The 25,429-nt window shown below is 63.1% G+C and carries 28 protein-coding genes; 24 read left to right on the top strand and 4 right to left on the bottom strand.

What is annotated here, in order from left to right; all coding sequences use genetic code 11:
* Window positions 1-143 precede the first annotated feature (143 nt).
* From FJ967_RS28055 to FJ967_RS28020, 8 genes are all read left to right on the top strand, one after another.
* On the top strand, window positions 144-524 hold the full coding sequence (locus FJ967_RS28055) for a hypothetical protein (RefSeq protein ID WP_140735557.1): 381 nt from the start codon (window positions 144-146) through the stop codon (window positions 522-524).
* Window positions 525-892: 368 nt separating this feature from the next.
* Window positions 893-1,426 carry a DUF1465 family protein gene (locus FJ967_RS28050; RefSeq protein ID WP_140735556.1) on the top strand — a complete coding sequence of 178 codons (534 nt, stop codon included), beginning with the start codon at window positions 893-895 and terminating at the stop codon, window positions 1,424-1,426.
* Window positions 1,427-1,493: 67 nt separating this feature from the next.
* On the top strand, window positions 1,494-2,003 hold the full coding sequence (ruvC, locus tag FJ967_RS28045) for a crossover junction endodeoxyribonuclease RuvC (RefSeq protein ID WP_140735555.1): 510 nt from the start codon (window positions 1,494-1,496) through the stop codon (window positions 2,001-2,003).
* Window positions 2,004-2,064: 61 nt separating this feature from the next.
* Window positions 2,065-2,316 carry an AbrB/MazE/SpoVT family DNA-binding domain-containing protein gene (locus FJ967_RS28040; protein ID WP_140735607.1) on the top strand — a complete coding sequence of 84 codons (252 nt, stop codon included), beginning with the start codon at window positions 2,065-2,067 and terminating at the stop codon, window positions 2,314-2,316.
* A 2-nt stretch (window positions 2,317-2,318) separates the two neighbouring features.
* Window positions 2,319-2,732 carry a type II toxin-antitoxin system VapC family toxin gene (locus FJ967_RS28035; protein ID WP_140735554.1) on the top strand — a complete coding sequence of 138 codons (414 nt, stop codon included), beginning with the start codon at window positions 2,319-2,321 and terminating at the stop codon, window positions 2,730-2,732.
* Between the two features lie 15 nt (window positions 2,733-2,747).
* Window positions 2,748-3,368 (top strand): Holliday junction branch migration protein RuvA, encoded by a 621-nt coding sequence (ruvA, locus tag FJ967_RS28030; RefSeq protein WP_140735553.1) that lies wholly within the window; start codon window positions 2,748-2,750, stop codon window positions 3,366-3,368.
* A gap of 43 nt (window positions 3,369-3,411) precedes the next feature.
* Window positions 3,412-4,449 (top strand): Holliday junction branch migration DNA helicase RuvB, encoded by a 1,038-nt coding sequence (gene ruvB, locus FJ967_RS28025; protein ID WP_140735552.1) that lies wholly within the window; start codon window positions 3,412-3,414, stop codon window positions 4,447-4,449.
* 196 nt (window positions 4,450-4,645) lie between these two features.
* Entirely contained in the window at window positions 4,646-5,542 is an 897-nt protein-coding gene (locus tag FJ967_RS28020) for a metallophosphoesterase (protein ID WP_140735551.1), read from the top strand.
* 8 nt (window positions 5,543-5,550) lie between these two features.
* On the opposite strand, the gene FJ967_RS28015 is transcribed toward FJ967_RS28020, so the two are convergent.
* Window positions 5,551-6,801, bottom strand: a complete 1,251-nt coding sequence (locus FJ967_RS28015) for a cellulase family glycosylhydrolase (RefSeq protein ID WP_140735550.1) — start codon at window positions 6,799-6,801, stop codon at window positions 5,551-5,553.
* 52 nt (window positions 6,802-6,853) lie between these two features.
* Between FJ967_RS28015 and ybgC the strand changes: the two genes are divergently transcribed.
* The 11 genes from ybgC (at window position 6,854) to ftsH (ending at window position 17,361) form a co-directional block, all read left to right on the top strand.
* Window positions 6,854-7,336 (top strand): tol-pal system-associated acyl-CoA thioesterase, encoded by a 483-nt coding sequence (gene ybgC, locus FJ967_RS28010; RefSeq protein WP_140735549.1) that lies wholly within the window; start codon window positions 6,854-6,856, stop codon window positions 7,334-7,336.
* Between the two features lie 96 nt (window positions 7,337-7,432).
* Window positions 7,433-7,708, top strand: coding sequence for a type II toxin-antitoxin system ParD family antitoxin (locus tag FJ967_RS28005; protein ID WP_140735548.1), 276 nt, complete (start codon window positions 7,433-7,435; stop codon window positions 7,706-7,708).
* The gene (locus tag FJ967_RS28000) at window positions 7,705-7,935 is read left to right on the top strand and encodes a type II toxin-antitoxin system RelE/ParE family toxin (RefSeq protein ID WP_246675417.1); all 231 of its coding nucleotides are present in this window, start codon (window positions 7,705-7,707) and stop codon (window positions 7,933-7,935) included. The genes FJ967_RS28005 and FJ967_RS28000 overlap by 4 nt, the downstream gene beginning before the upstream one ends.
* Before the next feature lie 186 nt (window positions 7,936-8,121).
* Window positions 8,122-8,832: a protein TolQ gene (tolQ, locus tag FJ967_RS27995; RefSeq protein ID WP_140735547.1), complete on the top strand. Its 711-nt coding sequence runs from the start codon at window positions 8,122-8,124 to the stop codon at window positions 8,830-8,832.
* Window positions 8,833-8,842: 10 nt separating this feature from the next.
* A complete protein-coding gene (tolR, locus tag FJ967_RS27990) occupies window positions 8,843-9,298 on the top strand; it encodes a protein TolR (protein ID WP_140735546.1) in 456 nt (151 codons plus the stop codon).
* Between the two features lie 7 nt (window positions 9,299-9,305).
* On the top strand, window positions 9,306-10,463 hold the full coding sequence (locus FJ967_RS27985; protein ID WP_140735545.1) for a cell envelope integrity protein TolA: 1,158 nt from the start codon (window positions 9,306-9,308) through the stop codon (window positions 10,461-10,463).
* Window positions 10,464-10,501: 38 nt separating this feature from the next.
* The gene (gene tolB, locus FJ967_RS27980; protein ID WP_140735544.1) at window positions 10,502-11,806 is read left to right on the top strand and encodes a Tol-Pal system beta propeller repeat protein TolB; all 1,305 of its coding nucleotides are present in this window, start codon (window positions 10,502-10,504) and stop codon (window positions 11,804-11,806) included.
* A 246-nt stretch (window positions 11,807-12,052) separates the two neighbouring features.
* The gene (pal, locus tag FJ967_RS27975; RefSeq protein WP_140735543.1) at window positions 12,053-12,559 is read left to right on the top strand and encodes a peptidoglycan-associated lipoprotein Pal; all 507 of its coding nucleotides are present in this window, start codon (window positions 12,053-12,055) and stop codon (window positions 12,557-12,559) included.
* A 214-nt stretch (window positions 12,560-12,773) separates the two neighbouring features.
* Window positions 12,774-13,883 carry a tol-pal system protein YbgF gene (gene ybgF / locus FJ967_RS27970; protein WP_140735542.1) on the top strand — a complete coding sequence of 370 codons (1,110 nt, stop codon included), beginning with the start codon at window positions 12,774-12,776 and terminating at the stop codon, window positions 13,881-13,883.
* 58 nt (window positions 13,884-13,941) lie between these two features.
* Window positions 13,942-15,309 carry a tRNA lysidine(34) synthetase TilS gene (gene tilS / locus FJ967_RS27965; protein WP_140735541.1) on the top strand — a complete coding sequence of 456 codons (1,368 nt, stop codon included), beginning with the start codon at window positions 13,942-13,944 and terminating at the stop codon, window positions 15,307-15,309.
* 84 nt (window positions 15,310-15,393) lie between these two features.
* A complete protein-coding gene (gene ftsH / locus FJ967_RS27960) occupies window positions 15,394-17,361 on the top strand; it encodes an ATP-dependent zinc metalloprotease FtsH (protein WP_348643118.1) in 1,968 nt (655 codons plus the stop codon).
* A 286-nt stretch (window positions 17,362-17,647) separates the two neighbouring features.
* Here ftsH and FJ967_RS27955 read toward each other — a convergent pair whose 3' ends face one another.
* The gene (locus FJ967_RS27955; RefSeq protein ID WP_140735539.1) at window positions 17,648-18,106 is read right to left on the bottom strand and encodes a hypothetical protein; all 459 of its coding nucleotides are present in this window, start codon (window positions 18,104-18,106) and stop codon (window positions 17,648-17,650) included.
* Between the two features lie 339 nt (window positions 18,107-18,445).
* Window positions 18,446-18,766, bottom strand: a complete 321-nt coding sequence (locus tag FJ967_RS27950; RefSeq protein ID WP_348643117.1) for a winged helix-turn-helix transcriptional regulator — start codon at window positions 18,764-18,766, stop codon at window positions 18,446-18,448.
* A 233-nt stretch (window positions 18,767-18,999) separates the two neighbouring features.
* Between FJ967_RS27950 and FJ967_RS27945 the strand changes: the two genes are divergently transcribed.
* Both FJ967_RS27945 and FJ967_RS27940 read left to right on the top strand, forming a co-directional pair.
* Window positions 19,000-19,764 (top strand): SDR family oxidoreductase, encoded by a 765-nt coding sequence (locus FJ967_RS27945; protein WP_140735537.1) that lies wholly within the window; start codon window positions 19,000-19,002, stop codon window positions 19,762-19,764.
* Between the two features lie 41 nt (window positions 19,765-19,805).
* A complete protein-coding gene (locus FJ967_RS27940) occupies window positions 19,806-20,681 on the top strand; it encodes an NAD(P)-binding domain-containing protein (RefSeq protein WP_140735536.1) in 876 nt (291 codons plus the stop codon).
* 74 nt (window positions 20,682-20,755) lie between these two features.
* Here the strand turns inward: FJ967_RS27940 and FJ967_RS27935 are convergent, their stop codons facing one another.
* Window positions 20,756-21,589, bottom strand: a complete 834-nt coding sequence (locus tag FJ967_RS27935) for a hypothetical protein (protein WP_140735535.1) — start codon at window positions 21,587-21,589, stop codon at window positions 20,756-20,758.
* 369 nt (window positions 21,590-21,958) lie between these two features.
* Here FJ967_RS27935 and glmM point away from each other — a divergent pair, with 369 nt between their 5' ends.
* From glmM to FJ967_RS27920, 3 genes are all read left to right on the top strand, one after another.
* Complete coding sequence (glmM, locus tag FJ967_RS27930) at window positions 21,959-23,311, top strand: phosphoglucosamine mutase (protein ID WP_140735534.1); 1,353 nt, start codon at window positions 21,959-21,961, stop codon at window positions 23,309-23,311.
* 246 nt (window positions 23,312-23,557) lie between these two features.
* Window positions 23,558-24,391 (top strand): outer membrane protein, encoded by an 834-nt coding sequence (locus FJ967_RS27925; protein WP_140735533.1) that lies wholly within the window; start codon window positions 23,558-23,560, stop codon window positions 24,389-24,391.
* A gap of 206 nt (window positions 24,392-24,597) precedes the next feature.
* Complete coding sequence (locus FJ967_RS27920; RefSeq protein WP_140735532.1) at window positions 24,598-25,380, top strand: outer membrane protein; 783 nt, start codon at window positions 24,598-24,600, stop codon at window positions 25,378-25,380.
* The last annotated feature ends 49 nt before the right edge of the window (window positions 25,381-25,429 follow it).

The following is a 25,429-nucleotide window of genomic DNA, read 5'->3' as shown; positions in this document are numbered from 1 at the left end:
GTAGCCGGGCTGGGAGGGGCGGCGCGACATCGTCCGGAAATCACCGATGCGAGCGCGCCGACGCCGGGAGCCCGGCGGCGATGAAAATCGCCTGAGGATCAACCCATTCCCGTCAACGGGAAAAGGCAATTCGGGGGACTGACATGCAAGGGGCAGCTCGGAATTTCTTCACGCTGGCGATCATCTATGCGCTGTGCGGCATGGCGCTCGGCATCCACATGGCCATCAGTGAAGACCATGGCCAGATGCCGACCCACGCCCACACGATGGTGGCGGGATGGCTGATGTCGGCGGTCTTCGCGTTCTTTTACCACCTGTTTCCGGCCGCGGGGCAAAAGACGCTGGCCCTCGTCCATTTCTGGTTGACGGCAATCAGCGGCATCGGGCTCATGATCGGCCTTTACATATTGCTTGCCGGAAATCCGGGGATCGAGCCGTTGCTGGGGATATCGTCGATCGGCTTCTACGCAGGCATGCTGCTGTTTGCCTTCATCGCCTTGCCGGTGATCTGGAAGAAGGCCTGAACGATGCCCTTGGTGCCGGAACTGTTTTGTTACGGCACAGGAACCGGGGCTTCGGTCGAAAAATATCGGCACCGTTAAGGGTTCATTAAGCTTTACAGGCGTTTACTATGTCCATCCAGTGATCTGGATTCTTACCGAGTGGTTGGAGCCACTTTGTTTGACGCCTCCCTGTTAAACTCCTGAGAGCCGCCTTATCCGCGGCTCTTTTTTTGTCCGCCTGGCGGGCGACCGCACGCCGTTAACCTTCTGTTAAACATGTGCTTGCCTTCGCTCGGGACGAAGCGCATTTTCAAGCTTCAGTCATATAGGGTGCCGGGTGTATCGGCAGAGAACCGAATCGGCCGGTTGCAAGTGCAGGGGCGTTATCAATGAACGAGCCTTCGAAGGGCAGTGCGAAAACCGTCAAGCTGGCGGAGCGGCGGGTTTTTTCGCATTCCTTCAAACCTCTCTACCAGGAAGGCATGGGGCTCGTCGAACAGGCGGCCGAGTATCTCGACGGCAAGGGCCGGGCCGAGGCCAAGAAGCTGTCGCGGCTGGCGTCCACGCTTTACGCTGCCGAATCGATGCGGCTGACCACAAGGCTGATGCAGGTTGCCTCTTGGCTGCTTTTGCAGCGCGCGGCGAACTCCGGCGAGATGACCCGCGACCAGGTCGCCTCGGAAAAATCCAAGGTGCGCCTCGACACGGCTTCCGCCCATGACGAGGCCGCCGGCTGGGCTGAACTGCCCAAGGATTTCCTCGACCTCGTCAACCGGTCGCTGCGCCTGCAGGCATTGGTGCGCCGCATGGACGAAGAAATCTACGGCGCCGGCGCGATGGTCGACCTGCAGCCGGTGGCGCGCCGGCCCAATCCGGTCTCGGATCAGATAAGCCTGCTCAACACGGCGTTTGCCCGCAACTAAATCCTCCGTTTCCGGTTTGTTCACATTTCGCTGGCATCGCTGTCCGCCCAGGGAGTAGGTTGGACGGATGGGGGACGCGATTCGCATTATCGGGATTGATCCGGGGCTCAGGCGCACCGGTTGGGGCATCGTCGAGAGCCTCGGCAATTCCTTGCGCTTTGTCGCCTCGGGCACCGTGCGGTCCGAGGACAAGGCGGCGCTGGCGACACGGCTCTGCCAACTGCATGACGGGCTTGCCGAGGTGCTGCACCAGGCCATGCCGCATGAGGCCGCCGTCGAGCAGACCTTCGTCAACAAGGATGCCGTGGCGACGCTGAAGCTCGGCCAGGCGCGCGGCATCGCCATGCTGGTGCCGGCGCGGGCGGGCCTCGTCGTCGCCGAATACGCGCCCAACGCCGTGAAGAAGGCCGTCATCGGCGTCGGCCACGGCGATAAGAAGCAGATCCACATGATGGTGAAGGTGTTGCTGCCGAAGGCGATCTTCGACACCGAACATGCTGCCGATGCGCTGGCGATCGCCATCTGCCACGCGCATCACCGCCAGAGCGCCGCCTACCGGATGGCGCTTGCCGGCTAGGGATGTTCTTGACTTGTTCACTTAGTTGGAATATTCCTTACTTGTAAGAAAGGTGTATTTCATGCGTGTGACGAGCAAGGGCCAAGTGACAATCCCGCGGGATCTGCGGGAGACATTCGGGATCGACGCCAACAGCGAAGTCATCTTCGGCATTGAGGGCGGCAAGATCACGATCACGCCCAAGCATGACAGAGGACGGCTTGCGGATCGCGAGAGGCTCGACCGGTTTCTCGCTGCACTCGATCGGCTGGCGGGGAGCGGCGATCAGTCGATGAACGCGGATGACGTCATGGCTTTCACTCGGGATCGCTGATCTTGGCGACGCTCGTCGACACCAACGTGCTTATCGATATCGCGGTTCGCGATCCTGTGTGGTCGAGATGGTCGCGGTCGAAAATGACGGCTGCGCTCAAACAGGGCAGCCTGATCATCAATCAGATCATCTATGCCGAGTTCTCGATGCGCTATGAGACGATAGATGATGTCGACAGTGTCTTGCCGGAAGACGAATTCCGGCGGGAGGGTTTGCCGTTCGAGGCGGCCTTCGCGGCGTCGAGGGCGTTCTCGATCTACCGCCGGATGGGCGGTCCGCGTGAGAAGGTGATGCCCGACTTCCTGATAGGGGCACATGCCGTCATTCGCGGCTATCCCATTCTTACGCGCGATCCGACAGGTTTCAGGACGTACTTTCCTGACGTCGAGCTTATCGCGCCCGACACAGACCCCTGATTAGGAAGCCCCGAAATGATCGGAAAGCTCAAGGGCACACTCGACGAGATCGACGAGGACCACTGCCTGGTCGACGTGCACGGCGTCGGTTACGTAGCCTACTGCTCGGCGCGCACGCTGGCGGCCCTGCCTTCGCCTGGCGAAGCGGTGGTTCTGTTCATCGAGACCTATGTGCGGGAGGACATGATCCGGCTCTACGGGTTCCAGTCGGGGCTGGAGCGCGAGTGGTTCCGGCTCTTGATGAACAATGTGCAGGGCGTCGGCGCCAAGGTGGCGCTCGCCATCCTGTCGACACTGGCGCCGGCGGACCTCGCCAATGCCATCGCGTTGCGCGATATCGCGATGGTGTCGCGCGCGCCCGGCGTCGGCAAGAAAGTGGCCGAACGCATCGTCACCGAGTTGAAAGCCAAGGCGCCGGCCTATGCGGGTGCCGCCTCCGGCACGATCGGCCTGAAGCAGGAACTGGGCGAAGGCGTCGCCCCGGCTCCGATCACAGACGCGGTCTCGGCGCTCGTCAATCTCGGCTATTCCCGCGACATCGCCGCCAATGCGGTGTCGGCAGCCCTGAAGACGGCGGGCGAGGGCGCGGATGCGTCCAAGCTGATCCGTTTCGGGCTGAAGGAATTGGCGCGGTGAGCGCTGGCTTGTCGGGCTTTTGCCCATATGCGAGTAAGGCCGCATGACCCTGTCCCCCCGTCTGATCGCGCCGGAAAAACGCGGCGAGGATGCCGACCAGACCTTGCGGCCGCAGACGCTTGACGATTTCGTCGGCCAGGCGGCGGTGCGGGCCAACCTCAAGGTCTTCATCGAGGCCGCCAAGGGGCGCAAGGAAGCGCTCGACCATGTGCTGTTCGTCGGGCCGCCGGGGCTCGGCAAGACGACGCTGGCGCAGATCATGGCGCGCGAACTCGGCGTCAATTTCCGCTCGACCTCCGGGCCGGTTATCGCCAAGGCCGGCGATCTCGCGGCCCTGCTCACCAATCTCGAAGAAGGCGACGTTCTGTTCATCGACGAGATTCATCGGCTCAACCCGGCAGTGGAGGAAATCCTCTATCCGGCAATGGAGGATTTTCAGCTCGACCTGATCATCGGCGAAGGACCGGCGGCGCGCTCGGTCAAGATCGACCTTGCGCGCTTCACCCTGGTCGCCGCCACCACAAGGCTCGGGCTGCTCACCAATCCGCTGCGCGATCGCTTCGGCATTCCGGTGCGGCTCAATTTCTACACGGTCGAGGAGTTGGAGCAGATCGTGCGACGCGGCGCGCGCATCCTGCAGATGCCGCTCGGCGAGGATGGCGCGCTGGAGATCGCGCGGCGCGCGCGCGGCACGCCGCGCATCGCCGGCCGGCTGTTGCGGCGCGTGCGCGATTTCGCCTCGGTCGCCGGCGACGGTCATGTCGACCGGCTGATCGCCGACGAGGCCTTGACCCGGCTGGAGGTCGACGCGCTCGGGCTCGACGCTCTCGACCGGCGGTATCTCTCGATGATCGCGCGCAATTTCGGCGGTGGGCCGGTCGGCATCGAGACGATCGCGGCGGGTCTCTCCGAACCGCGCGACGCGATCGAGGACATCATCGAGCCCTATCTCATCCAGCAGGGCTTCATCCAGCGTACGCCGCGCGGGCGCATGCTGACCGCCAATGCCTGGCGGCATCTCGGCCTCGATGCGCCGAAGGACCTGGCGCAGCAGCAGATCAACCTGTTCCAGGAAGAGTAGCGGGCAAGCGATCAGCCACGGCTTCCCGGACCAGCGATCAAGCATCAGTGAACGGGCCTGCGCAAATTCTCCTCATCTTCGCCGGCTTGCCGGCGTATTCCTGGATTGTATCGGCGCGCTGCCTTCGTTCGCATGTGGTCTTCCCTTGAGCGACATGCATCGGGTGCAAGCCGGATGATCCAGGTGGAGCCATGGAATGATAAGCAGACGCGGGTTCCTGCGCTTCATCGGCGGGTCGTTCCTGTCGGTCGCCTCGTTCAGCGCCTATGCCGTCGGCATCGAGCCGATGCTTTTGACGCATGTGAAGCGCTATGCTCTGACGCCGCCGCACTGGCCTGATGGCCTGAAGCTGCGCGTCGTGGCGCTCGCCGACATCCACGCCTGCCGGCCATGGATGACGCCTGAGCGCATCGCTTCGCTGGCCGAAGAGGCGAATGCCTTGCAGCCGGACCTGATCGTGCTGCTCGGCGACTACATAGCCGGCAGGAGCCTGGTGTCGCACAGGGTGACGCCGCCGGAATGGGCCGGCGCCCTGTCGGGCCTCAAGGCGCCGCTCGGCGTGCTGTCGATCCTCGGCAATCACGACTGGTGGGCAGACGGCTTCGCGCAACGCGCCGAGGTCGGCCCGACGATCGCCCGCAAGGCGCTGGAAAAAGCCGGCATCCCGGTTCTGGAGAATGACGCCGTGCGCCTGGAGAAGGACGGGCACGGCGTCTGGATCGCCGGCCTCGCCGACCAGTTGGCGCTGCTGCCGAGAAAGAAGCACGAGCCGCCCAGGGGGCTGGACGATCTCGACGGTACTCTGGCCAAGGTCAGCGATGCTTCGCCTGTCATCCTGCTGGCGCACGAGCCGGACATTTTTCCAAAAGTGCCGTGGCGTGTGTCGCTGACGCTGTCGGGGCACACCCATGGCGGCCAAGTGCGGCTGTTCGGCTATTCGCCCATCGTGCCGTCGCAGTTCGGCAATCGCTACGCCTATGGCCATGTCGTGGAGAACGACCGCAATCTGATCGTCTCGGGCGGGCTCGGCTTCAGCAATCTGCCGATCCGTTTCGGCATGCGCCCGGAAATCCTGCAGATCGACCTCGGCTGATCCACGCCTCAGGGCAGGTTTCGGATCGCATCCATCACATCCGGTTCAGCCTTGTCACCGTTGAACGCATCGACGATGCCGAAAGCGCCGCCATAGCTCCACACCGACCATGAAAAGCCGTGGGCCTCCGCGCGCGCGACCATGTCCCTGACGTAGGCGGCACGGTATTGCGCCGGCATGACATAGGCGTTGCCATATTCCTGGCGGATCATGCCGAACTCGCCCAGCGTAATGTCTTCCGGCTTGACGCCGTTCGCCTTTGCCCAGGCCTCGACGGCCTTGAACGGCGCATCCATCAGCCCGAGCAGCTTGTCGGGGCTGTCCATGCCGGCGACCTGTTCGTCGAGATAGGCAAGCAGGCCGTTCCGCCGCGCCCACGGCGCCTCGGCCCTGATCCGGGCGCGGATGGTGTCGAGCGTCACGTCGAGCTGCGCCTTGGGCACCGCTGTCAGCGGATAGGGCAGGCCGGTCACATAGGGAATGAAGTCACCGGCCCAGGTCGCGCCCTGATGGGTGAGCAGGAACGGATCGTAGGAATGGAAGGTCCAGATGACGTTGTCGTCGGGGATCGCCTTGGGATCGATCTTTTCCAGTGACGAAGCGGCGGAATAGCAGGCTCCGGTCAGGATCAGCGTCAATTTCGTCGCCGAGGATCGTGCTGCCGCGAACAATGCCCGCTGGCGGTCGGGCCAGAGGCTGGTGCCATCGGCGTCGCAGTCGACGATCGGCTCGTTCATCGGTTCGAAGGCGACTTTCCCGGGATCCTCGTCGGCAAGCGTGCGCGCCATCTTGCGCACCATGTCGACATAAAGGTCGAAAGTCTGCGGGTCGCCCATCACCTCACCCATGCCGATCTTGCGGCTGCCGCCGGCCGGGATCAGGTGCATGTCGACGATGACCTTCAGTCCGGCGCGGTTGATCATGCGCGCCGAGTCCAGCACGCTGGCATAGAGCTGGTCGCGCAGGCCGGACGTCTTGTCCGAGAGGAAAGGCGACGGATCGACCGGCATGCGCAGGAAATCGAAGCCGGCCGCCTTCAGCGCCTTGAGGTCATCCTCATTGAGAAATTTGCGCCATTCCGGGTAGGGCAGAATGGCACTGGCATTGCCCCACTGATCCTCGCCGGGCCAGGTCACCCACTGGTCGAGATTGAGGCCGCGCTTCATCGAGAAGGTTGCCGCGCCGCCTGGAAGCGTGGAAGCCGCCAGCGCCAGCACGGCTGCCATCAAGGTCTTGATCATCGTCGTCAACAGTGCCATCGGATCATTGCGCCAAAATACCTGCCGCGTCGGCATCCAAAAGGGAAGCGCAATGGGCGATCATGGTGAATCGGCGGCATTGCTGGCGGGGCTTTCCGGCGCGCTGACCGCGTCCGGGCACCGATTGATGGCGCGTGTCTATTATGCCGACACCGATTTCTCCGGCGTCGTCTATCACGCACGCTATCTCGAATTCCTCGAACGCGGCCGCTCCGACTATCTCCGGCTCACCGGGGTGCATCATACCGAACTCGCCGACGGCAAGCATGGCGAGAAGATCGTGTGGGTGGTGCGCCGCATGGAGATCGACTTCCGCAGCCCTGCCCGCATCGACGATATCCTGACTGTCGACACCCGCACGCAGGAGATATCGGGCGCGCGCATCTTCATGGCCCAGCAGCTCAAGCGCGGCGAGGAGGTGCTGGTCGAGGCCAAGGTCGAGGCCGCGATCATCGGTGAGAATGGCCGGCCACGGCGATTTCCCAGGGAATGGGTCGCGGCCTTCATGCCGAAGTCTCCCACCTCAGCTGGTTGACCGGATTTGCCCTGCCGGCATGAAGGCGTGTGGCAGGGGCAATGTGAGAGTTCGCTGACCGTAAAATAGTGTGACAGTGTCATACATCGTGCTGCAATGTCAGCCACGAGAACCAGCAAGCCAATAAGCGTGACGCTCGGACGCCAGCAGAGCAGCCTCGACGCCCGACTGGCGTCGGGAGCGTATGATTCTGCAAGTGAAGTGATGCGCGCCGTGCTTCGCGCCCTTGACCGTGAGGAGCAGGTCATCGCCGCCATCATGCGAGCTAAGGTGCAGGAGGCACTCGACGACCCGCGCGTGGATATCCCGGCCGAGGACGTATTCAAGGTATTGCGCCAGCACCATGCGGATCGCATGAAGGCCGAGAAGTGACGCATAAGGTCGTTTTCAGACCCTTGGCGCGGTCGGACCTCTTTGCCATTTACAGTTACATCGAGAAGGAAAGTGGCGCCGCGCGTGCCGGTGGCTATATCGAGCGCATCGAGGCGGCGTGCATGGCGCTATCCTACCTTCCCGGCACGCGGCACCGTTCGCGACGCCATCGGACCCGCCACCGGGCGCGGCAATGCGCCGCGCCTTATATACTAACCCATCCTTAACCATAACGGTTCATGAAGAGATTGGTGAAGATTGGCGTTATCGCGCGCCTTCCTTTCACCAATATTTGCCCCGAAAAGGCCGCGAAAGGCTCGGTTTGGGGTGTCCGGTAGCTTCGTGCGAACCGACCACAAGGGATGCCAAGGGCCAGCCGCCAGCTTCGCCCGGAAAATCTTAAGGACGTTACGATGGAAAATATCGCACTCGCCGAACCGGGCGCGCAATTGTCGATTTGGGCCTTGTTCATGCAGGCCAGCTGGGTGGTCAAGCTGGTCATGATCGGGCTGCTCTGCGCCTCGGTGTGGACCTGGGCGATCATTGTCGACAAGCTCGTGTCCTATGGCCGCATGCGGCTGGCGCTGAACCGCTTCGAGCAGGTTTTCTGGTCCGGGCAGTCGCTGGAGGAGCTCTACCGCACGCTCGCCGACCGCAAGACCACGGGCATGGGCGCCATCTTCGTCGCCGCCATGCGCGAATGGAAAAAGAGCTTCGAGAAGGGCGCCAAGTCGCCGCTCGGCCTGCAGACCCGCATCGACAAGGCCATGGACCTGGCGCTGACGCGCGAGATGGAGAAGCTGGAAGGCCGCCTCGGCTTCCTCGCCACCACAGGTTCGGCCGCACCGTTCATCGGACTGTTCGGCACCGTCATCGGCATCATGACCTCGTTCCAGGCCATCGCCGGTTCCAAGAACACCAGCCTCGCCGTGGTCGCCCCCGGCATCGCCGAAGCGCTGCTGGCGACCGCCATCGGCCTGCTCGCCGCCATTCCCGCGGTCATCGCCTACAACAAGCTGTCGTCGGACGCGAGCAAGATCGCCGTGCGCATGGAAGGGTTCTCCGATGAGTTCTCCGCCATACTCTCGCGCCAAATCGATGAAAAAGTCGCGCCGAAGGCCTGAGGAGTAACTGATGGGTATGTCCGTAGGCATGGGTGGAGGACGCGGCGGGCGCGGACACAGGCGGCGCGGCCGTCACCATGCATTGATGTCGGAAATCAACGTCACGCCGATGGTCGACGTGATGCTGGTGCTGTTGATCATCTTCATGGTCGCCGCGCCGATGCTGACCGTCGGTGTGCCGATCGACCTGCCGGACACGCAGGCCAAGGCGATGAATGCCGATACGCAGCCGATCACGGTCTCGATCGACGCCACCGGCAAGATCTTCCTGCAGGAAACCGAGATTCCGATGGAGGAGCTGGTCGCCAAGCTGCAGGCGATCTCCAAGACCGGCTACGAGGAACGCATCTTCATCCGCGGCGACAAGTCGACAGACTACGGCACGGCCATGAAGGTCATGGCCCGTATTTCGGCCGCCGGCTACAAGAACATCGGCCTGGTTTCACTGCAGGAACAGGATCAGTAGACGCAAGATGAAGACCGGCCTCACCACATCGGTGATCTTGCATACGGCGGTGCTGGCCTTCGGCCTGTTCACGCTGTCGGCGCCGGCCGCGCTGCCGTCCGCGGATGTGGAGTCCGTCGCGGTCGACATCGTGCCGATGGAGGCCGTAGCGCAGACGTTGCAGGGCGACAAGAAGGCCGTGATGCATGAGAAGCCGGCGCCAACGCCGACCAAGCGTCCTGATATCGTGCCCGATGCGCAAAAGGTGGGTGAGAACAGCACGGACACCGACAAGCCGATAACGCCGGAGGCCAAACCGAAGCCGGTCGACACGACGTCGGCTCCGCCGCCGGCGCCGACGCCCAAGGAACAGCCGAAAGCCGAGGACGTGCCGAAGCCGCAGGAAAAGCCGAAACCCACTCCGGCGACGGAAGTGGCGCCGGCGCCGACGCCCAAGGAAGAGGTCAAGCCCGAGCCGGTCAAGCAGACGGAGCCCAAGCCGACACCGGCCAAGCCGGCGCCGACACCGCCGCCGCAGGACAAGACCGCGGCCATCGATCCGACGCCCGAGGTCAAGCCGGACGCCGTCGCCGAGGCGATCGCCAAGGATCCGCCGCCCGAGGAGACACAACTGCCAAGTTCGGCGCCGGCGCCCGAAGCGCGGCCGAAGCCGCAGCCGGCGCCGGCCGAAAGCGCCAAGGCGCCGGACCGCAAGGATGCCGACAAGCCGGCCAAGCAAGCGTCCTCGAAGCCGAAATCGGACGACAAGCAGTTCAACGCCGATGAGATAACGGCCCTGCTCGACAAGCAGAAGCCATCCGGCGGCGGCGCCAAGCGCTCGACGCAGCAGGCCTCGCTGGGCGGCGAGAAGGACCAGGGCCAGAAGCTATCAAAGTCCGAGCAAGGGGCGTTGGAAGATCAGCTCGGTCATTGCTGGACCCTTCCGGTCGGCCTCGAAGGGTCCGAGGATTTCACCGTGGTCATCCGCTTCAACCTGGACGCCTCGGGCAAGCTGGAAGGCCGCCCGACCGTCGAAAAGTCCAGCGGCAACCCCCAATTCGACGCCAGCGCGGTTCGCGCCGTGCAGAAATGTGACGTTGCCGGATTACAGGTTCCCGCAGGGAAGCAGGACATATGGTCTGACGTTCGCGTCAACTTCGATCCAAGAGCGATGCTTGGCCTTTAGCCTGAGCACCCAGAAATCAGCAAGAGAAGCGAGAAGACATGAAATCCATCCTCAAGCCGCTCCTGATGGTCGCCGCGATGGCGATGGGCATAGTTTCTGTCGCTACTTTGCCTGCTCGGGCAACCCTCGAGCTCAACGTCAACAAAGGCAATGTCGAGCCGATGCCGATCGCCATCCCCGACTTTCAGGGAGAGCTCGGAGCGCAGATATCGGCAATCGTCACAGCCGATCTGAAACGGTCAGGACTTTTCGCGCCGATCGACAAGGCCGCCTTTGTCGAAAAGATCACGAACCCCGACGCCCCTCCCCGCTATGAAGACTGGAAGGTCATCAACGCGCAGGCTCTGGTGACCGGAAGCGTCAGCAAGGAAGCTGATGGCCGCATCCGCGCCCAGTACCGGTTGTGGGACATTTTTGGCAACACGCAGCTGGCCGGCGAGCAGTTTTTCGCCAACGACGCCAATCAACGCCGCGTCGCCCACATCATCGCCGATGCGATCTATGAGAAGATCACCGGCGAGAAGGGCTATTTCGATACCCGTGTCGTGTTCATCGACGAGTCCGGCGCCAAGAACGCGCGCAAGAAGCGCCTCGCCATCATGGACCAGGACGGCGCCAATGTGCGCTATCTCTCGGATGGCAAGTCGATCGTGCTGACGCCGCGTTTCTCGCCGAACCGGCAGGAAATCACCTACATGTCCTATGAAAGCGGCCAGCCCCGGGTCTATCTCCTGCAGATCGAGACCGGGCAGCGCGAACTGGTCGGCAATTTCCCCGGCATGACGTTCGCGCCGCGCTTTTCGCCCGATGGCCAGAAGGTGATCATGAGCCTGCTGCGCGATGACGGCAATTCCAACATCTTCGCCATGGACCTGCGCAGCCGCTCGACGACGCGGCTGACCAATTCGACGGCTATCGACACCTCGCCCTCCTATTCGCCCGACGGCAGCAAGATCGTCTTTACATCGGACCGCGGTGGACGGGCGCAGATCTACGTCATGGGCTCCGACGGTTCGGGCCAGACCCGTATTTCGTTCGGCGACGGCGTCTATTCGACGCCGGTCTGGTCGCCGCGCGGCGACCTCATCGCCTTCACCAAGCAGTCGGGCGGCGAATTCCAGATCGGCGTCATGAAGACCGACGGCTCCGGCGAGCGCATCCTGTCCTCCGGTTTCCAGCAGGAAGGGCCGACCTGGGCGCCGAACGGCCGCGTCCTGATGTTCTTCCGCGACTCCAATGGCGGTCCGAAACTCGTTTCGGTCGATCTCACCGGCCGCAACGAGCAGCCGATCCCGACCGCGAATTTTGCCTCGGATCCTGCCTGGTCGCCGCTGCTGGAGTAAGGGAGGCCGCGAGACTACAGTGATGCGAAAAGGGGCCGTTTGGCCCCTTTTTCACAACCTCGTCGCGTTTTGGCCGCATTTCCGCCTAGGGTCCGCGCGCAATGTCGCCCCTGGTTCAGCGTTGGGGCGTAACGGCCGCGGACGGCGGCTTAAACCAAATTTTAACCGTGTTTCTTGAATGCCGGTTAACCCAAACGTGGTTACTGGGTGATCAACGAAATCACTCGAATGCGAAGGAGAGGCGGCATGGGCCGTATCGCAGCACTTACCAGGAATCCGGCCATGATCGCGCTGGTGGCAGCGCTCGCCATCACCGGCTGCGCCTCGAAGAAGACGCCGAACAGCGCTGCTGATCTCGGCCTCAACGGCGCGGGTGCCGCTACGCCCGGCTCGGCGCAGGACTTCACCGTCAATATCGGCGACCGCATCTTCTTCGACACCGATTCGACCTCGATCCGTGCCGACGCGCAGACGACGCTCTCGCGCCAGGCGCAGTGGCTGAACCAGTACAAGCAGTACGCCATTGTCGTTGAAGGCCATGCCGACGAACGCGGCACGCGCGAATACAATCTGGCTCTCGGCGCCCGCCGCGCCGCCGCCACGCGCGACTTCCTGGTTTCCAAGGGCGTTTCGTCCAGCCGCCTGAAGACCATATCCTACGGCAAGGAACGTCCGGTCGCGGTGTGCGACGACATTTCCTGCTGGTCACAGAACCGCCGCGCGGTCACCACGCTCAGCGGCGCTGGCTCCTGAGGCGTTCGCGCGCCGAAGGGCGTGCACCGCAACGGTTGATAAAAATACAACACCTGTTTGCGAAAGGCGGCCTCAGGGCCGCCTTTTTCATATCCTGATGCCCGAAACAAAATTTGGCCGAAGTCTCGCGCCCTGCTATGAGCCGAGGGCGCTTGGCTGGTCTCACATCGATTGGAAGGCGCGAACAAGCTAACGATTGGACGGCGAGAGGCACATGCATTTGAGATCGGTTCTGAGCGGCACGCTGGCGTTGCTGCTCCTATCAGGCGTAACCGCTTCGGCGAGCGGCACCGGGCAATCAACCGAGAGCGGGTTTTCCTTCCATCTGCCGACACTCGAACTGCCAAGCCTTTTCGGTGAGCAGAAAAAGCAGGACCAGGTCCAGCTCGCGCAGTCGAGCGGCGCCGGTGTGACGGGTCTCGAGGACCAGCTGCGGCAGCTCAACGGCAAGGTCGAGGAACTCAACTTCCAGATCCTGCAGATGCAGGAACAGATCCGCAAACAGCAGGAAGACAACGAGTTCCGCTTCCAGCAACTCGAAGGCGGCGGCCAAGGCGGGCAGGCGCCGGCGCAGAAGAAGTCACAGGCCGCGCCGGCCGACGGCAACACCAGCGTGGCCGAGGCGCCGGCCGGCCAAGCGCCGGCCGACACCGGCAATCAGGCCGCCAGCCAGTCGTCGGGCGGCCAGAGCGTCGAAGACGTCATCGTCGAATCCTCCAATGGCGACCCCGGCAAGGTCATTCCGGGTACCGGGACCGGGACGGGCGCGCCGGAAAAGACCTTCGGCACCATCACCGTCGACAAGAACGGCAACGTGGTCGATGCCGGCGGCAGCACCCAGTCGACCGCGCCCATGCAGGACACGGCGCCCGCTACCGGAGCGCCGGCGGCCAAGACCGGCAAGTCCGGCGGCACGGTGGTCGCGGCGCTGCCCGACACCAACAATCCGGAAGAGCTCTATCGCAACTCCTACCAGTTCATCCTGTCGGGCGACTACGGCACGGCCGAGCAGGGCTTCCGCGATCATATCTCCCGCTTCCCCAAGGACGCCAAGACGGCGGACGCGCATTACTGGCTGGGGGAATCGCTGCTTGGCCAGCAGAAGTACCGTGACGCGGCAGAGGTCTTCCTCGCCGCCAGCAAGGACTATCCCAAGGCCAAGAAAGCGCCCGACATGTTGTTGAAGCTCGGCGTCTCGCTGGTCGGCCTCAAGCAGCACGACGTCGCCTGTGCCACCTTCAGCGAGGTCGGCAAGCGCTATCCCGACATTTCCAACGCCCTCAAGGAACGCGTCAAGCAGGAGAAGGCCCTGGCTGCGTGCTGATTCCTCTCGCCCATGTCGCGGTTCAGAAGCCGGGACCGTTTTCGGGCGACATGCGTTGATGCTCGACGCCGAGCCTGATCTTTCGACACGACTTTTCTCGCATATCGATTTTGCCGACGGCGCCGTTGCCGCCGTATCCGGAGGCAGCGACTCGACCGCGCTCCTTCTCCTTCTCAAAGATCATCTCGACCGAACCCTACCGTCCGCCAGGCTGCTGGCCGTCACGGTCGACCATGGCTTGCGGCGTGGTTCGGCCGACGAGGCGCGGGCCGTGGCGGAGCTTTGCGCGGAGCGCGGCATTGCCCACCGCATCCTGGACTGGACGGGAGAAAAACCGTCGACCGGCCTGCCGGCGGCGGCGCGGGCGGCGCGCTACCGGCTGCTGTCCAGCGCCGCGCGGGCGGAAGGCGTCGGCCTGATCTTGACCGGCCACACATCGGACGACCAGGCTGAGACAGTGCTGATGCGGCGCGATCGCAAACTTGGCGCGCGTGACGACGGACGCGGCCTTGCCGGCATGGCGCCCGCCACTTTGCATGACTGGCGCGACTGGATCGTGCGCCCGCTTCTTGGCGTGCGGCGCGGCGTGCTGCGCGATTTCCTGCGGCGCCAGGAAGTCGGCTGGGCCGAAGACCCGACCAATGCCGATGAAGCCTTCGAGCGGCCGCGCATGCGCGCGACGCTTGCCGGCGAGGCGGGCGCGCGGCGCATGGACGATGCGCTGGCGTTGGCGGCGCGGGAGGCCGGCGCCCGTGCGCGGCTCGGCGCCGAGGCCGCCCGCCTGATCGAGCGTTTTGCCAGCCAGCCGGCGGCAGGCCTCATTAGGCTCGATCCGGCTCTGCTCGGCGCCGGCGAGGACCCGGCCGCCATCTACGCGCTGCGCATTCTCCTGGCGACATCGGGAGGAATTGCCTTCCTGCCGGACCAGGCTCGCAGCGAAGCGTTGTTCGCCCGGCTGAAGGCCGGATTTCTTTGCGCCACATTGTCGCGGACGGTGGTCGATTCCCGGCGCGCCGGCATTTTCCTGCGCCGCGAGATGCGTGGCTTGCCGGCCGCCGAAGCAGCGGTTGACGCCACCCTGTGGGATGGCCGGCGCCGGATCACATTGGGCGACGGCGGCGACGCATTGTTGATCGCGCCATTGGGGGCGGCGGCCGCGAAGCGGCTGCCGGCCGGCCGGGTTGAAACCCCGCCAAGCCTGATGCGGGCGGCATTGGCGGCTGAACCGGCCTCACAGCCGTTAGGCGGAAGCGCGGGTGCGGCCCCTGATCGGCCGGCATCGCGGGGGTTCCAGGCCTCGCCCGTGGTCGCGCCCTTTGCCCGCTTCCTGCCGTCCTTCGACCTGGCCGTGGCGCGCTCCGTCGCCCGGTTGATTGGCGCTTGCCCGCTTCCCGCCTTGCCATTCGCCGGCCACAGTGCCGGTTGATGCTGGGCGAAAGCTTAACCCAGACATGCTGTTCTGCTTGGCAAGGGGGAGTGCTCTCCCTATGTTAGGCCCAAGTTTCCTCTCATGACACGTGTCCGCTCGCGGACGCCAACGGGACAATTGATGAATCCGAATTATCGCAACCTCGCGCTCTGGGCGATCATAGCGGTCCTGCTCATTGCGCTGTTCAATCTGTTCCAGACGCCGCAGACGCGCGGGGCTTCCAGCGATGTGCCTTATTCGCAGTTCCTGCAGGATGTCGCGGCCGGCCGGGTCAAGACGGTGACCATTGCCGGCGCCCGCATCACCGGCACCTACACCGATAATTCCAGCGGCTTCCAGACCTATTCGCCCGGTGACCCCTCGCTGGTCTCGCGACTGCAGGACAAGAACGTCACCATCAATGCGCGGCCCGAGACCGATGGCTCCAACTCGCTGTTCGGTTACCTGATCTCGTGGCTGCCGATGATCCTCATCCTGGGCGTCTGGATATTCTTCATGCGCCAGATGCAGTCCGGCTCCGGGCGCGCCATGGGCTTCGGCAAGTCGAAGGCCAAGCTTCTGACCGAGGCGCATGGACGCGTCACCTTCCAGGACGTCGCCGGTGTCGACGAAGCCAAGGAAGACCTGGAGGAGATCGTCGAGTTCCTGCGCGATCCGCAGAAGTTCCAGCGCCTCGGCGGCAAGATTCCGCGCGGCGTGCTGCTGGTCGGCCCTCCCGGTACCGGCAAGACGCTGCTCGCCCGCTCGGTCGCGGGTGAGGCCAACGTGCCGTTCTTCACCATTTCGGGTTCGGACTTCGTCGAAATGTTCGTCGGCGTCGGCGCCAGCCGCGTGCGCGACATGTTCGACCAGGCCAAGAAGAACGCGCCCTGCATCATCTTCATCGACGAAATCGACGCCGTCGGCCGGCATCGCGGCGCCGGGCTGGGCGGCGGCAATGACGAGCGCGAGCAGACGCTGAACCAGTTGCTGGTCGAGATGGACGGCTTCGAATCCAACGAGAGCATCATCCTGATCGCCGCCACCAACCGGCCCGACGTGCTCGACCCGGCGCTGCTGCGTCCGGGCCGTTTCGACCGCCAGGTGGTGGTGCCGAACCCCGACATCGTTGGCCGCGAGAAGATCCTCAAGGTGCATGTGCGCAACGTGCCGCTGGCGCCCAATGTCGACCTCAAGGTGGTCGCGCGCGGCACGCCGGGCTTCTCCGGCGCCGACCTAATGAACCTTGTCAACGAAGCGGCTCTGATGGCGGCAAGGCGCAACAAGCGTCTCGTCACCATGGCCGAGTTCGAGGACGCCAAGGACAAGATCATGATGGGCGCGGAGCGCCGCTCCTCGGCCATGACGCAGGCCGAGAAGGAACTGACCGCCTATCACGAGGCCGGCCACGCCATCCTGGCCCTCAACGTGCCGTCGGCCGACCCGCTGCACAAGGCGACCATCATTCCGCGCGGCCGCGCGCTCGGCATGGTCATGCAGTTGCCGGAAGGCGACCGCTACTCGATGAGCTACAAATACATGGTCTCGCGCCTCGCCATCATGATGGGCGGCCGCGTCGCCGAGGAGTTCAAGTTCGGCAAGGAGAACATCACGTCCGGCGCCTCCTCCGATATCGAGCAGGCAACCAAGCTGGCGCGCGCCATGGTCACGCGCTGGGGCTTCTCCGACAAGCTCGGCCATGTCGCCTATGGCGACAACCAGGAGGAAGTGTTCCTCGGCCACTCGGTGGCGCGCACGCAGAACATCTCGGAAGAGACGGCGCAGATCATCGACGGCGAAGTGCGCCGCCTGATCGACGAGGCCTATTCGACTGCGAAGTCGGTGCTGACCAAGAAGAAAAAGGAATGGATCGCACTGGCGCAGGGCCTGCTCGAATACGAGACGCTGTCGGGTGACGAGATCAAGCAGCTGATCGCCGGCGAGAAGCCCGCACGCGACCTCGGCGACGACACGCCGCCAAGCCGTGGCTCGGCCGTGCCGAAATCCGGCGGCCGCCGCAAGAAGGGCCCAGAGCCCGAAGGCGGCATGGAGCCGCAGCCGCAGGGCTAGTCGAGATCAGGGCGCTTCACCGTTCCAGGGAACGCAGAAGCGCTCTGTTCTTTGATCGACCCTACTCAACGGCCTTCACGCCGCGCGCCATAGATCAGGAGGCGCGCCGGACGAACTTTGGAACGTCGTCCTCGGGCTTGTCCCGAGGACCTGCCAACGCAACCGAGTTCGCGGTTCCCAAAGGTCATACACGGCGCCCAGATACTGCCCGACAGCAGATCCTCGGGACAGGCCCGAGGACGACGGCTCGGCGGCTGCAGGAATCGCTTTATCCGCCGTTCTATTTTTATGATTCAGCTTTCAGCCGCGCATTGCACAGGCTGTAATAGCCGCCGCCCTTCTGGATCCAGCGAAGGCCGTTCAACGTACCGGCTTCCTTATTGCCGTGGTAGCCCTGCAGGCAGGTCTTCATCCGCGCCTTCGCGGGCTTTTCGGTCTTGAACTCGGCGGCCAGCGTGGTCGGGAATGTCACGCCCGCCGGCGCCACAGTGGGGGCGACCGCCGCGCTGGCTTCCTTTTTCGGCGGCAGCGCGGTTTTGACCGTGTCCTCGCTGGCGCTCTCCGCCGCGGATGTCGCGCATTTCTCCTTGCGGAAAGCGGCCCAATCCATGCCGTTCAGAGTGCCGCTCTCCTTGGCTGTCCGATAGGTTTCGCCGCATTCCTTCATCGTCAGCGCGCTCGCAGGAGCGACGCTCCAAGCGACCGATGCCGCCACAGCCAATACTGCCAATTTCAAACTGCGCATAAGACCCTCCCGGTTGATAACAAGTCAGATGTCTTTTTGTATACTGTTTGTTCTTCATATGTTCAACCGGAATCTTTGATAGGCTTGGCGGTAGGCAGTGTGGGCGGATTGATAGTTCCCACGGCTTCCCGCGATACAGATCATCGACGACGAAGTGCGCGCGGCCCTGGCGACGACACGCCGCCGAGCCGTTGTTCGGCCGTGCCCGGGTCCGGCGACCGCCGCAACAAGGGTCCAGGGTCCGAAGGCGGCATTGAGCCGCGGCCGTCAAGCTAAACAGAGATCGCTCGCTTCAAGAAAAACGCCGTGGCTCGAACCGCGACGTCTTCAGGCCGCATGTCACGCAACATGCGGCGCGGGCGTGCTTGCCTTGCCTGGGCGCCGCCCGCTTGCACGGTCGGCATGTTGTTTGCCCCACAGGGCGAGGGGGATCAGCGCATTATCCAGCTCGATGCCGAACTCGGTGATCGAGTATTCGACCCTGGGTGGGACTTCAGGGAAGATTTCCCGATGGACGATGCCGTCGGCCTCCATCTCGCGCAGCTGCTGGATCAGCATCTTCTCGCTAATGTCAGGCACCAGGCGCTTCAGTTCACCGAATCGCGCCGGCGCCTTGTGGATTTGCCAGAGCAGCAATGCCTTCCATTTGCCGCTGATCACCTCAAGTGCCGGTCCCAATCCGCAACTATCGGGCTGTTTCTTTCCCATGTTTCATCCAATTCTGAGCAATCGGTGGGTGGCTTACATTTTTGTCGGTACTTGAGAAAAACCAAGCCGGTCCATAGCTTGGGACCAGATCGCCGAAGGCGGCGAATACCACAACATCATATCGGTACCCTGCTTCGGCCTGCAAAGGCCGTCGGAGGGAGGATTTTGTCAGAAGGATAGATATCATGACCCAATATTCGAACAGGACGGCCGTGGTCATAGGCGGCACGCACGGCATGGGGCTTGCCGTCGCCGAGGCTCTGGTCGAAGGCGGCGCGAACGTCCTGATTACCGGTCGCGACGAACGCAATATCGACGTCGCCCGCGCCAAGCTGCTTTCGCGAGCCCATGTCGTTCGCTCCGACATCAGCGACATGACCGACATCGTCACGCTCGGCGCCGAAGTGGGACAGAAACTCGGACAGATCGATTTCCTTCACATGAATGCAGGTGTCGCGGATATCGCGCCGGTGGAACGGGTCACCGAAAGCAGCTACGACCACATCTTCAACATCAATGCCAAAGGCGCCTTCTTCACCGTGCAGCGCCTGTTGCCGCTCATCAGGGATGGCGGCGCCATCGTCTTCACCTCGTCGATCGCCGATGAATCCGGCTCCGGAGGCATGAGCGTCTATTCCGGGTCCAAGGCAGCGCTTCGCGCTTTCGCCAAGGTGCTGGCCGCCGAGCTTCTGCCGCGCCGGATCCGCGTCAATGTGGTCAGTCCGGGGTTCATCGATACGCCGACGATGGGTGTGGCCGGCGCCTCCGCCGAGGAACGTGCGGCCTTCATGGCAATCGGCGATGCAGTCACGCCGATGAAACGTCACGGCACCGTCGAGGAGGTCGCGCGGGCCGTGCTGTTCCTGGCTTTCGAGGCGACGTTCACCACGGGTGCACGGCTGACGGTCGATGGCGGCCTGGGCCAGGATCTGAGCCCTTTGCCGGCATGACATCCCAATCCAACCTTCGCAGCGGAATCAGGAAAAGCATCATGAGTGATATTGCCGTAATCGGCCTCGGCGCCATGGGCACGGCTCTCGCCGGAGCCTTTCTCGACAAGGGACATTCGGTGACGGTGTGGAACCGCTCACCGGCAAGGACAAAAGCCCTGGCGGCCAAGGGTGCAATGGTGGCGGCGAGCGTGGAGGAAGCCATTGGATCGAGCCCGCTGATCGTGGCGTGCCTCCTCGTTTACGACACCGTCCACCAGGTGCTTGATCCCGCGCGACAAGCCTTGTCGGGGCGGACATTGGTCAATCTCACCAACGGCACACCCGAACAGGCGCGGGCGATGTCCGTCTGGGCCGCCCAATGTGGCGCCGACTATATCGACGGCGGCATCATGGCGGTGCCGCCGATGATCGGCGGACGGCATGCCCTGATACTCTACAGCGGCTCCGGTCAGGCATTCGATAGCCATTCGGGACGGCTCGACGCGCTTGGCACCAGCAAATATCTCGGCGAGGATGCCGGTCTCGCGCCGCTCTACGACATCTCGCTTCTGGCCGGCATGTACGGGTTGTTCACCGGCGTGCTCCAGGCATTGGCGCTGACGGGCAAGGCTGGAATCCCGGCCGGCGAATTCATGCCGCTGCTGACATCGTGGCTTCAAGCGATGCAAGGCGGGTTGCCGAAATGGGCGCAGCAGCTCGACAGCGGAGATCACACCAGCAATGTCGTCTCCAATCTGGGCATGCAGGCCGATGCCTATGTCAATCTGGTCGATGCCAGCAGGGCCGCCGGTGTCAGCACCGAACTCATCCTGCCGATGCAAGGCCTGATGCGACGCGGCGTGACGGCTGGCAGGGCCGACGCCGATCTTTCAAGTCTGGTCGCGCTCCTGCAGTCTTCAGAACAAAGCATTTGAGACGCAACCGGGCGCGGCAAAAAGCCCGCAAACCTTGCGGTTTGCGGGCCTTGCGTCTCAGATGATGACGGGTATCAGCCCTTCAGCTTGGCATTGCAGAGGCTGTAGAAGCCGCCGCCCTTCTGGATCCACTTCAGGCCGCCGAGCGCGTTGGCGTCCTTGAGGACATAGTACTGGTCGAGGCAGGTGTGCATGCGGCCCTTTCCGGGGGTTTCGCTGGCATACTTCGCCGAGATCGCGGACGGGAAGGTGACACCCTTGGGTGCAACCGTCGTCGGCTTTGCCGGCTCCTTGGTATAGCTCGCCTCGCTGGGAGCGGGCACGGTGTCGTCATCGGATGCGCCGGCGCCGCATTCGGCCTTGCGGAAGTCGTTCCACTTCATGCCCTTCAGCGTGTTCGCCGTCTTGGCCGCCTGATACTTGGTGCTGCATTCGGCCATGGACAGGCCCTTGCCGCCAGCGTCGGCGGCGGCCTTGGTGGTCGCAGGCTTGGTGTCGGCGGCAGCGGATGCGCCGGCGGCGCATTCGGTCTTGCGGAAGTCGTTCCACTTCATGCCGTTCAGCGTGCCGGCGGCCTTGGCCGCCTGGTACTTGGTGCTGCATTCCTTGGCGGTCAGCCCCTTGGCTGTACTGTCGGCCGCGGCTGCGGCGGCCGCGGGCTTTGCCTTGGCCGGTTTGGTCTCGGCAGCTTTGGTTGTTGCCGGCTTGGTGTCCGTGGCAGCCGCGGCGTCGGCGCCGCACTGCGCCTTGCGGAACTGGTTCCAGGTCTGTCCGGAAAGTGTTCCCGCGTCCTTGGCGGCGTTATACTTCGTGCTGCATTCGGCCATCGTCAGCGCGTTGGCTGGCGCGGCCAGGAACAACGTTGCTACGGCAAGGCCGGTCAGAGTGGCAAGTCGGTGGATGAGCATAGCGTTTCTCCGTTGCTGCAGCCCATTATACGTCCCTGCGAATCAATAACGCTCAACAGTCAGTTGCGCCAGATGCCAAGTGGCGCATATATCGCCGAAAACCGCGTTCTAACGACAAGGTGATGAAATCATTGGGCCTTGCGGCTGCCGCGACAAGAATTTTCAGCGTGCATCTGCGCCGAATGGCTCGCAAAACTGGTATATTGTGGCGCAACGGTGTTCCCATGCTAGCCTGCGGCTATGTTGTGTGCAGCGCACAACAATGATTTTCTAAGGATTGGTAACATATAATCACACAATGTGATCAAGGCGCGCGGGTCAATTGTGGCATGACGTGCCGGCTAAGGACAATCAGGGATACTGGCTAGCATGGCAGGGAATTACTTCGGCACGGACGGCATTCGCGGGCGCGCCAACAAGTTTCCAATGACCGCCGAAATCGCCATGCGGGTCGGCATGGCCGCCGGCCTTTCTTTCCAGCGCGGCAGTCATCGCCATCGTGTCGTGCTCGGCAAGGACACCAGGCTTTCCGGCTATATGATAGAGAACGCCATGGTGGCGGGACTTTGCGCGGCCGGCATGGACGTGTTTCTGCTCGGCCCGATCCCGACACCGGCGGTCGCCATGCTGGTGCGGTCGCTGCGCGCCGATATCGGCGTCATGATCTCGGCTTCGCACAATCCCTATTACGACAACGGCATCAAGCTGTTCGGGCCGGATGGCTACAAGCTCTCCGACGAGATCGAAGAGCGTATCGAAAGCATGCTCGACAAGGACATCGAACTGGCGCTCGCCGATTCCGACGGGCTTGGCCGCGCCAAGCGCGTCGACGGCGTGCATGACCGCTATATCGAATTCGCCAAGCGCACCTTGCCACGCTCGATGTCGCTTTCGGGGCTGCGGATCGTCGTCGACTGCGCCAACGGCGCGGCCTACAAGGTGGCGCCGGAAGCCCTGTGGGAACTTGGCGCCGATGTCGTCGCCATCAATGTCGAGCCCAACGGCTTCAACATCAACAAGGAATGCGGCTCGACCCATCCGGCCGGCCTGCAGAAAAAGGTGCACGAAGTGCGCGCCGACATCGGCATCGCGCTCGATGGCGATGCCGACCGTGTCGTCATCGTCGACGAGAACGGCGCCATCGTCGATGGCGACCAGATCATGGCGCTGATTGCCGAGTCCTGGCATCAGAGCGGGCGGCTGGCCGGCGGCGGCGTCGTTTCGACGGTCATGTCCAATCTCGGCCTCGAACGCTTCCTCGGCGACATGAAGCTACAGTTGCACCGCACCAAGGTCGGCGACCGCTATGTCGTCGAGCACATGCGTGCCCACGGGCTCAATGTCGGCGGCGAGCAGTCGGGTCACATCGTGCTGTCGGATTTTTCGACCACGGGCGACGGCCTGGTCTCCGCGCTTCAGGTGCTGGCCTGCATCAAGCGGCAGGGCCGCTCGGTCAGCGAGTTGTCGAAGAAGTTCGAGCCGGTCCCGCAACTGTTGAAGAACGTTCGCATCGCCGGCGGCAAGCCGCTGGAGGAAGCCCCGGTCAAGGCCGCTATCGAAGACGCCCGCAACCGTCTCGGCAACGCCGGACGGCTGGTCATCCGGCCCTCCGGCACCGAGCCGCTGATCCGTGTCATGGCCGAAGGCGACGATCCGCAACTGGTCGAGGCCGTCGTCAACGACATCGTCGGGGTGATCTCGGAAACCCGCAGCGCCGCCTGATTTCCGGCAGGCCCGAAACGCCTCTCGAAAGAACCCGTCCAAAGAGCCCGCTCGAGTGGGCTTTTTTGTTGGCCGCCGATGCGCTCCCGGTGGTCGAGATCAATCCCTGGTCTGTCGAATTTTACAGATTCGTGGTTAATCGACAGGGTTAAACGCCTTTTAACCTTTGCAATTCATTATCCACGCCTGAAAGCCAATTTCATTCGGACACGATCGGCGTTCCGAGGGTTTCTAGGGGTGACAAGCATGTTCAATACAGCAAGAAAGGCCCTGTTCGCGTTGCTGTTCGCGGGCTTGGCATGGCCGGTGTTCGCAGCCGACCTTCCGGAACCGCAGGTCGAAGAGGCCCCGCCGCCGGTCTACGAACAGCCTGTCGACGTCGGTGGCTGGTACATTCGTGGCGACATCGACTACCACAAGTCCGATATTCGCGGCATCGACTACTCGACCTACAGCCTCGATCCCTGCAATTGCGGTGACATCCTGGTGGGTGGCAAGAGCTTCGACTACGCCAAGCTCAAGGGCGGTTTCTCGCTGGGCGCCGGTGTCGGCTACAAGATCAACGACCATTTCCGCACAGACTTGACCGCCGACTACTGGTTCAAGTCGAACTTCAACGGCGGTACTTCGGATCTCGTCACGAGCTCGACCGAGGTGTCGAAGATGAGCGCCCTGCTGCTGTTGGCCAACGCTTATGTCGACATCGGCACCTGGCATGGCATCACGCCTTATGTCGGCGCCGGTATCGGCGGTGCGCGCGTCAAGTGGGATACGGTCTACGATCCGAACACCCCCGAGACCAATCCCGGCGCATCCAGCTGGCGTTTCGCTTACGCGCTCATGGCCGGTGCTTCCTACTGCCTGACCGACAAGGTCATCCTCGATGCCGGCTATCGCTTCAGCCATATCCAGGGCGGCCGCATGTTCGAATGGGATCGCAGCAGCGCAGGACCCGGCTTCGACGGTGGCATCAACACCCACGAAGTGCGCGGCGGCCTGCGCTACCAGTTCGGCGGCAACAATGGCTGCAGCGTCCCGGTGGCCTATCAGCCCGAACCCGAGCCGATCTACACCAAGTAGCCGCCTCGACAGTCCTGGAATTCGTCAACCGCCCGGCACCAGCCGGGCGGTTTTCGTTTGGGACGATCCGGACCGGCCCTTTTGAAATCAATTGGCTAACGGTCTGTTAGCCTTAACCGGCACTTAACCACTATGGTTAACAATGGCTCATGAAACGATGGCTGTCTGCGTGATCGCAGGTGTCGCCAAATCGGGAGCCGGGGACCATGAAACTCATATCGCGTATTGCGTTGGCGCTTGCCGGATCCGGCCTGTTGCCACTGACATCGGCATTCGCCGCCGACTACGATCCGCCGATCTATGTCGACCAGGCGCCTGACTACGTGCCGGTTGAAGTCGGCTCCGGATGGTATCTGCGCGGCGACGTCTCCTATCTGGTGCAGAAGAGCTTCAAGAATGGGGATTTCACCTTCCCCTCGACGCTCAACAACGAGAACTTCAGCGAGAGCGAAGACGCAGTGTTTGCGAGCGTCGGCTTCGGCTACCATTTCAACGATTACCTCCGCGCCGATGTCAATTTCGGTTATCTGCCGGGTAACAAGGCCAGCTTCGGCTACGACGATTCAGCGGTCATCGCACTGCCGACATTGCCGACCCAGGGATCGGGATCGCTGAAGAACTATGCCTTCTCGGGAATACTCAACGGCTATGTCGATCTCGGCACATATGTCGGGGTCACGCCTTATGTCGGCGCCGGCATCGGTTTTGTCCGCAGTTCGCGGAAGCTTTCGGCGATTTACACGGACAACAACGTCCCCGCCAACAGTTTCAGCGTGCAGGACAATGCGACGCAATACTCGCTCGCCTATACGCTGAATGCGGGGCTGGCTTACCAGGTGACGAAAAACGTCTCCGTCGATCTGGGCTACCAGTATTTCTCCGCTCCGAGTGCCGAATACCAGACGGCCGAGAGCCTGACTTCCTTCCCGGTCCGCAAGGGGATCAGCAATCACCAGGTCAAGCTCGGGCTGCGCTACGATCTCTGGTAGGCTTGAGCTCGCGGTTTGATCTGGGCGAGAAATGTGACCTTCCTGCCTC

Source organism: Mesorhizobium sp. B2-3-4 (genome assembly GCF_006442315.1).
Taxonomy (GTDB): domain Bacteria; phylum Pseudomonadota; class Alphaproteobacteria; order Rhizobiales; family Rhizobiaceae; genus Mesorhizobium.
Note: the sequence above shows the minus strand (reverse complement) of the source record. Positions and strands in the feature narration are given on the sequence as shown.

Coding starts and splice junctions, on each gene's coding strand:
- FJ967_RS27945 (WP_140735537.1), top strand. CDS start 19,000: ATGACCCAATATTCGAACAGGACGGCCGTGGTCATAGGCGGCACGCAC.
- FJ967_RS28055 (WP_140735557.1), top strand. CDS start 144: ATGCAAGGGGCAGCTCGGAATTTCTTCACGCTGGCGATCATCTATGCG.
- FJ967_RS28020 (WP_140735551.1), top strand. CDS start 4,646: ATGATAAGCAGACGCGGGTTCCTGCGCTTCATCGGCGGGTCGTTCCTG.
- FJ967_RS27985 (WP_140735545.1), top strand. CDS start 9,306: ATGAAGACCGGCCTCACCACATCGGTGATCTTGCATACGGCGGTGCTG.
- ruvC (WP_140735555.1), top strand. CDS start 1,494: ATGGGGGACGCGATTCGCATTATCGGGATTGATCCGGGGCTCAGGCGC.
- ruvA (WP_140735553.1), top strand. CDS start 2,748: ATGATCGGAAAGCTCAAGGGCACACTCGACGAGATCGACGAGGACCAC.
- glmM (WP_140735534.1), top strand. CDS start 21,959: ATGGCAGGGAATTACTTCGGCACGGACGGCATTCGCGGGCGCGCCAAC.
- ybgC (WP_140735549.1), top strand. CDS start 6,854: ATGGGCGATCATGGTGAATCGGCGGCATTGCTGGCGGGGCTTTCCGGC.
- ruvB (WP_140735552.1), top strand. CDS start 3,412: ATGACCCTGTCCCCCCGTCTGATCGCGCCGGAAAAACGCGGCGAGGAT.
- tolB (WP_140735544.1), top strand. CDS start 10,502: ATGAAATCCATCCTCAAGCCGCTCCTGATGGTCGCCGCGATGGCGATG.
- FJ967_RS28005 (WP_140735548.1), top strand. CDS start 7,433: ATGTCAGCCACGAGAACCAGCAAGCCAATAAGCGTGACGCTCGGACGC.
- FJ967_RS28040 (WP_140735607.1), top strand. CDS start 2,065: ATGCGTGTGACGAGCAAGGGCCAAGTGACAATCCCGCGGGATCTGCGG.
- FJ967_RS27955 (WP_140735539.1), bottom strand. CDS start 18,106: ATGCGCAGTTTGAAATTGGCAGTATTGGCTGTGGCGGCATCGGTCGCT.
- FJ967_RS27935 (WP_140735535.1), bottom strand. CDS start 21,589: ATGCTCATCCACCGACTTGCCACTCTGACCGGCCTTGCCGTAGCAACG.
- FJ967_RS27920 (WP_140735532.1), top strand. CDS start 24,598: ATGAAACTCATATCGCGTATTGCGTTGGCGCTTGCCGGATCCGGCCTG.
- ybgF (WP_140735542.1), top strand. CDS start 12,774: ATGCATTTGAGATCGGTTCTGAGCGGCACGCTGGCGTTGCTGCTCCTA.
- tolR (WP_140735546.1), top strand. CDS start 8,843: ATGGGTATGTCCGTAGGCATGGGTGGAGGACGCGGCGGGCGCGGACAC.
- tolQ (WP_140735547.1), top strand. CDS start 8,122: ATGGAAAATATCGCACTCGCCGAACCGGGCGCGCAATTGTCGATTTGG.
- pal (WP_140735543.1), top strand. CDS start 12,053: ATGGGCCGTATCGCAGCACTTACCAGGAATCCGGCCATGATCGCGCTG.
- FJ967_RS28050 (WP_140735556.1), top strand. CDS start 893: ATGAACGAGCCTTCGAAGGGCAGTGCGAAAACCGTCAAGCTGGCGGAG.
- FJ967_RS27925 (WP_140735533.1), top strand. CDS start 23,558: ATGTTCAATACAGCAAGAAAGGCCCTGTTCGCGTTGCTGTTCGCGGGC.
- tilS (WP_140735541.1), top strand. CDS start 13,942: ATGCTCGACGCCGAGCCTGATCTTTCGACACGACTTTTCTCGCATATC.
- FJ967_RS28015 (WP_140735550.1), bottom strand. CDS start 6,801: ATGGCACTGTTGACGACGATGATCAAGACCTTGATGGCAGCCGTGCTG.
- ftsH (WP_348643118.1), top strand. CDS start 15,394: ATGACACGTGTCCGCTCGCGGACGCCAACGGGACAATTGATGAATCCG.
- FJ967_RS27940 (WP_140735536.1), top strand. CDS start 19,806: ATGAGTGATATTGCCGTAATCGGCCTCGGCGCCATGGGCACGGCTCTC.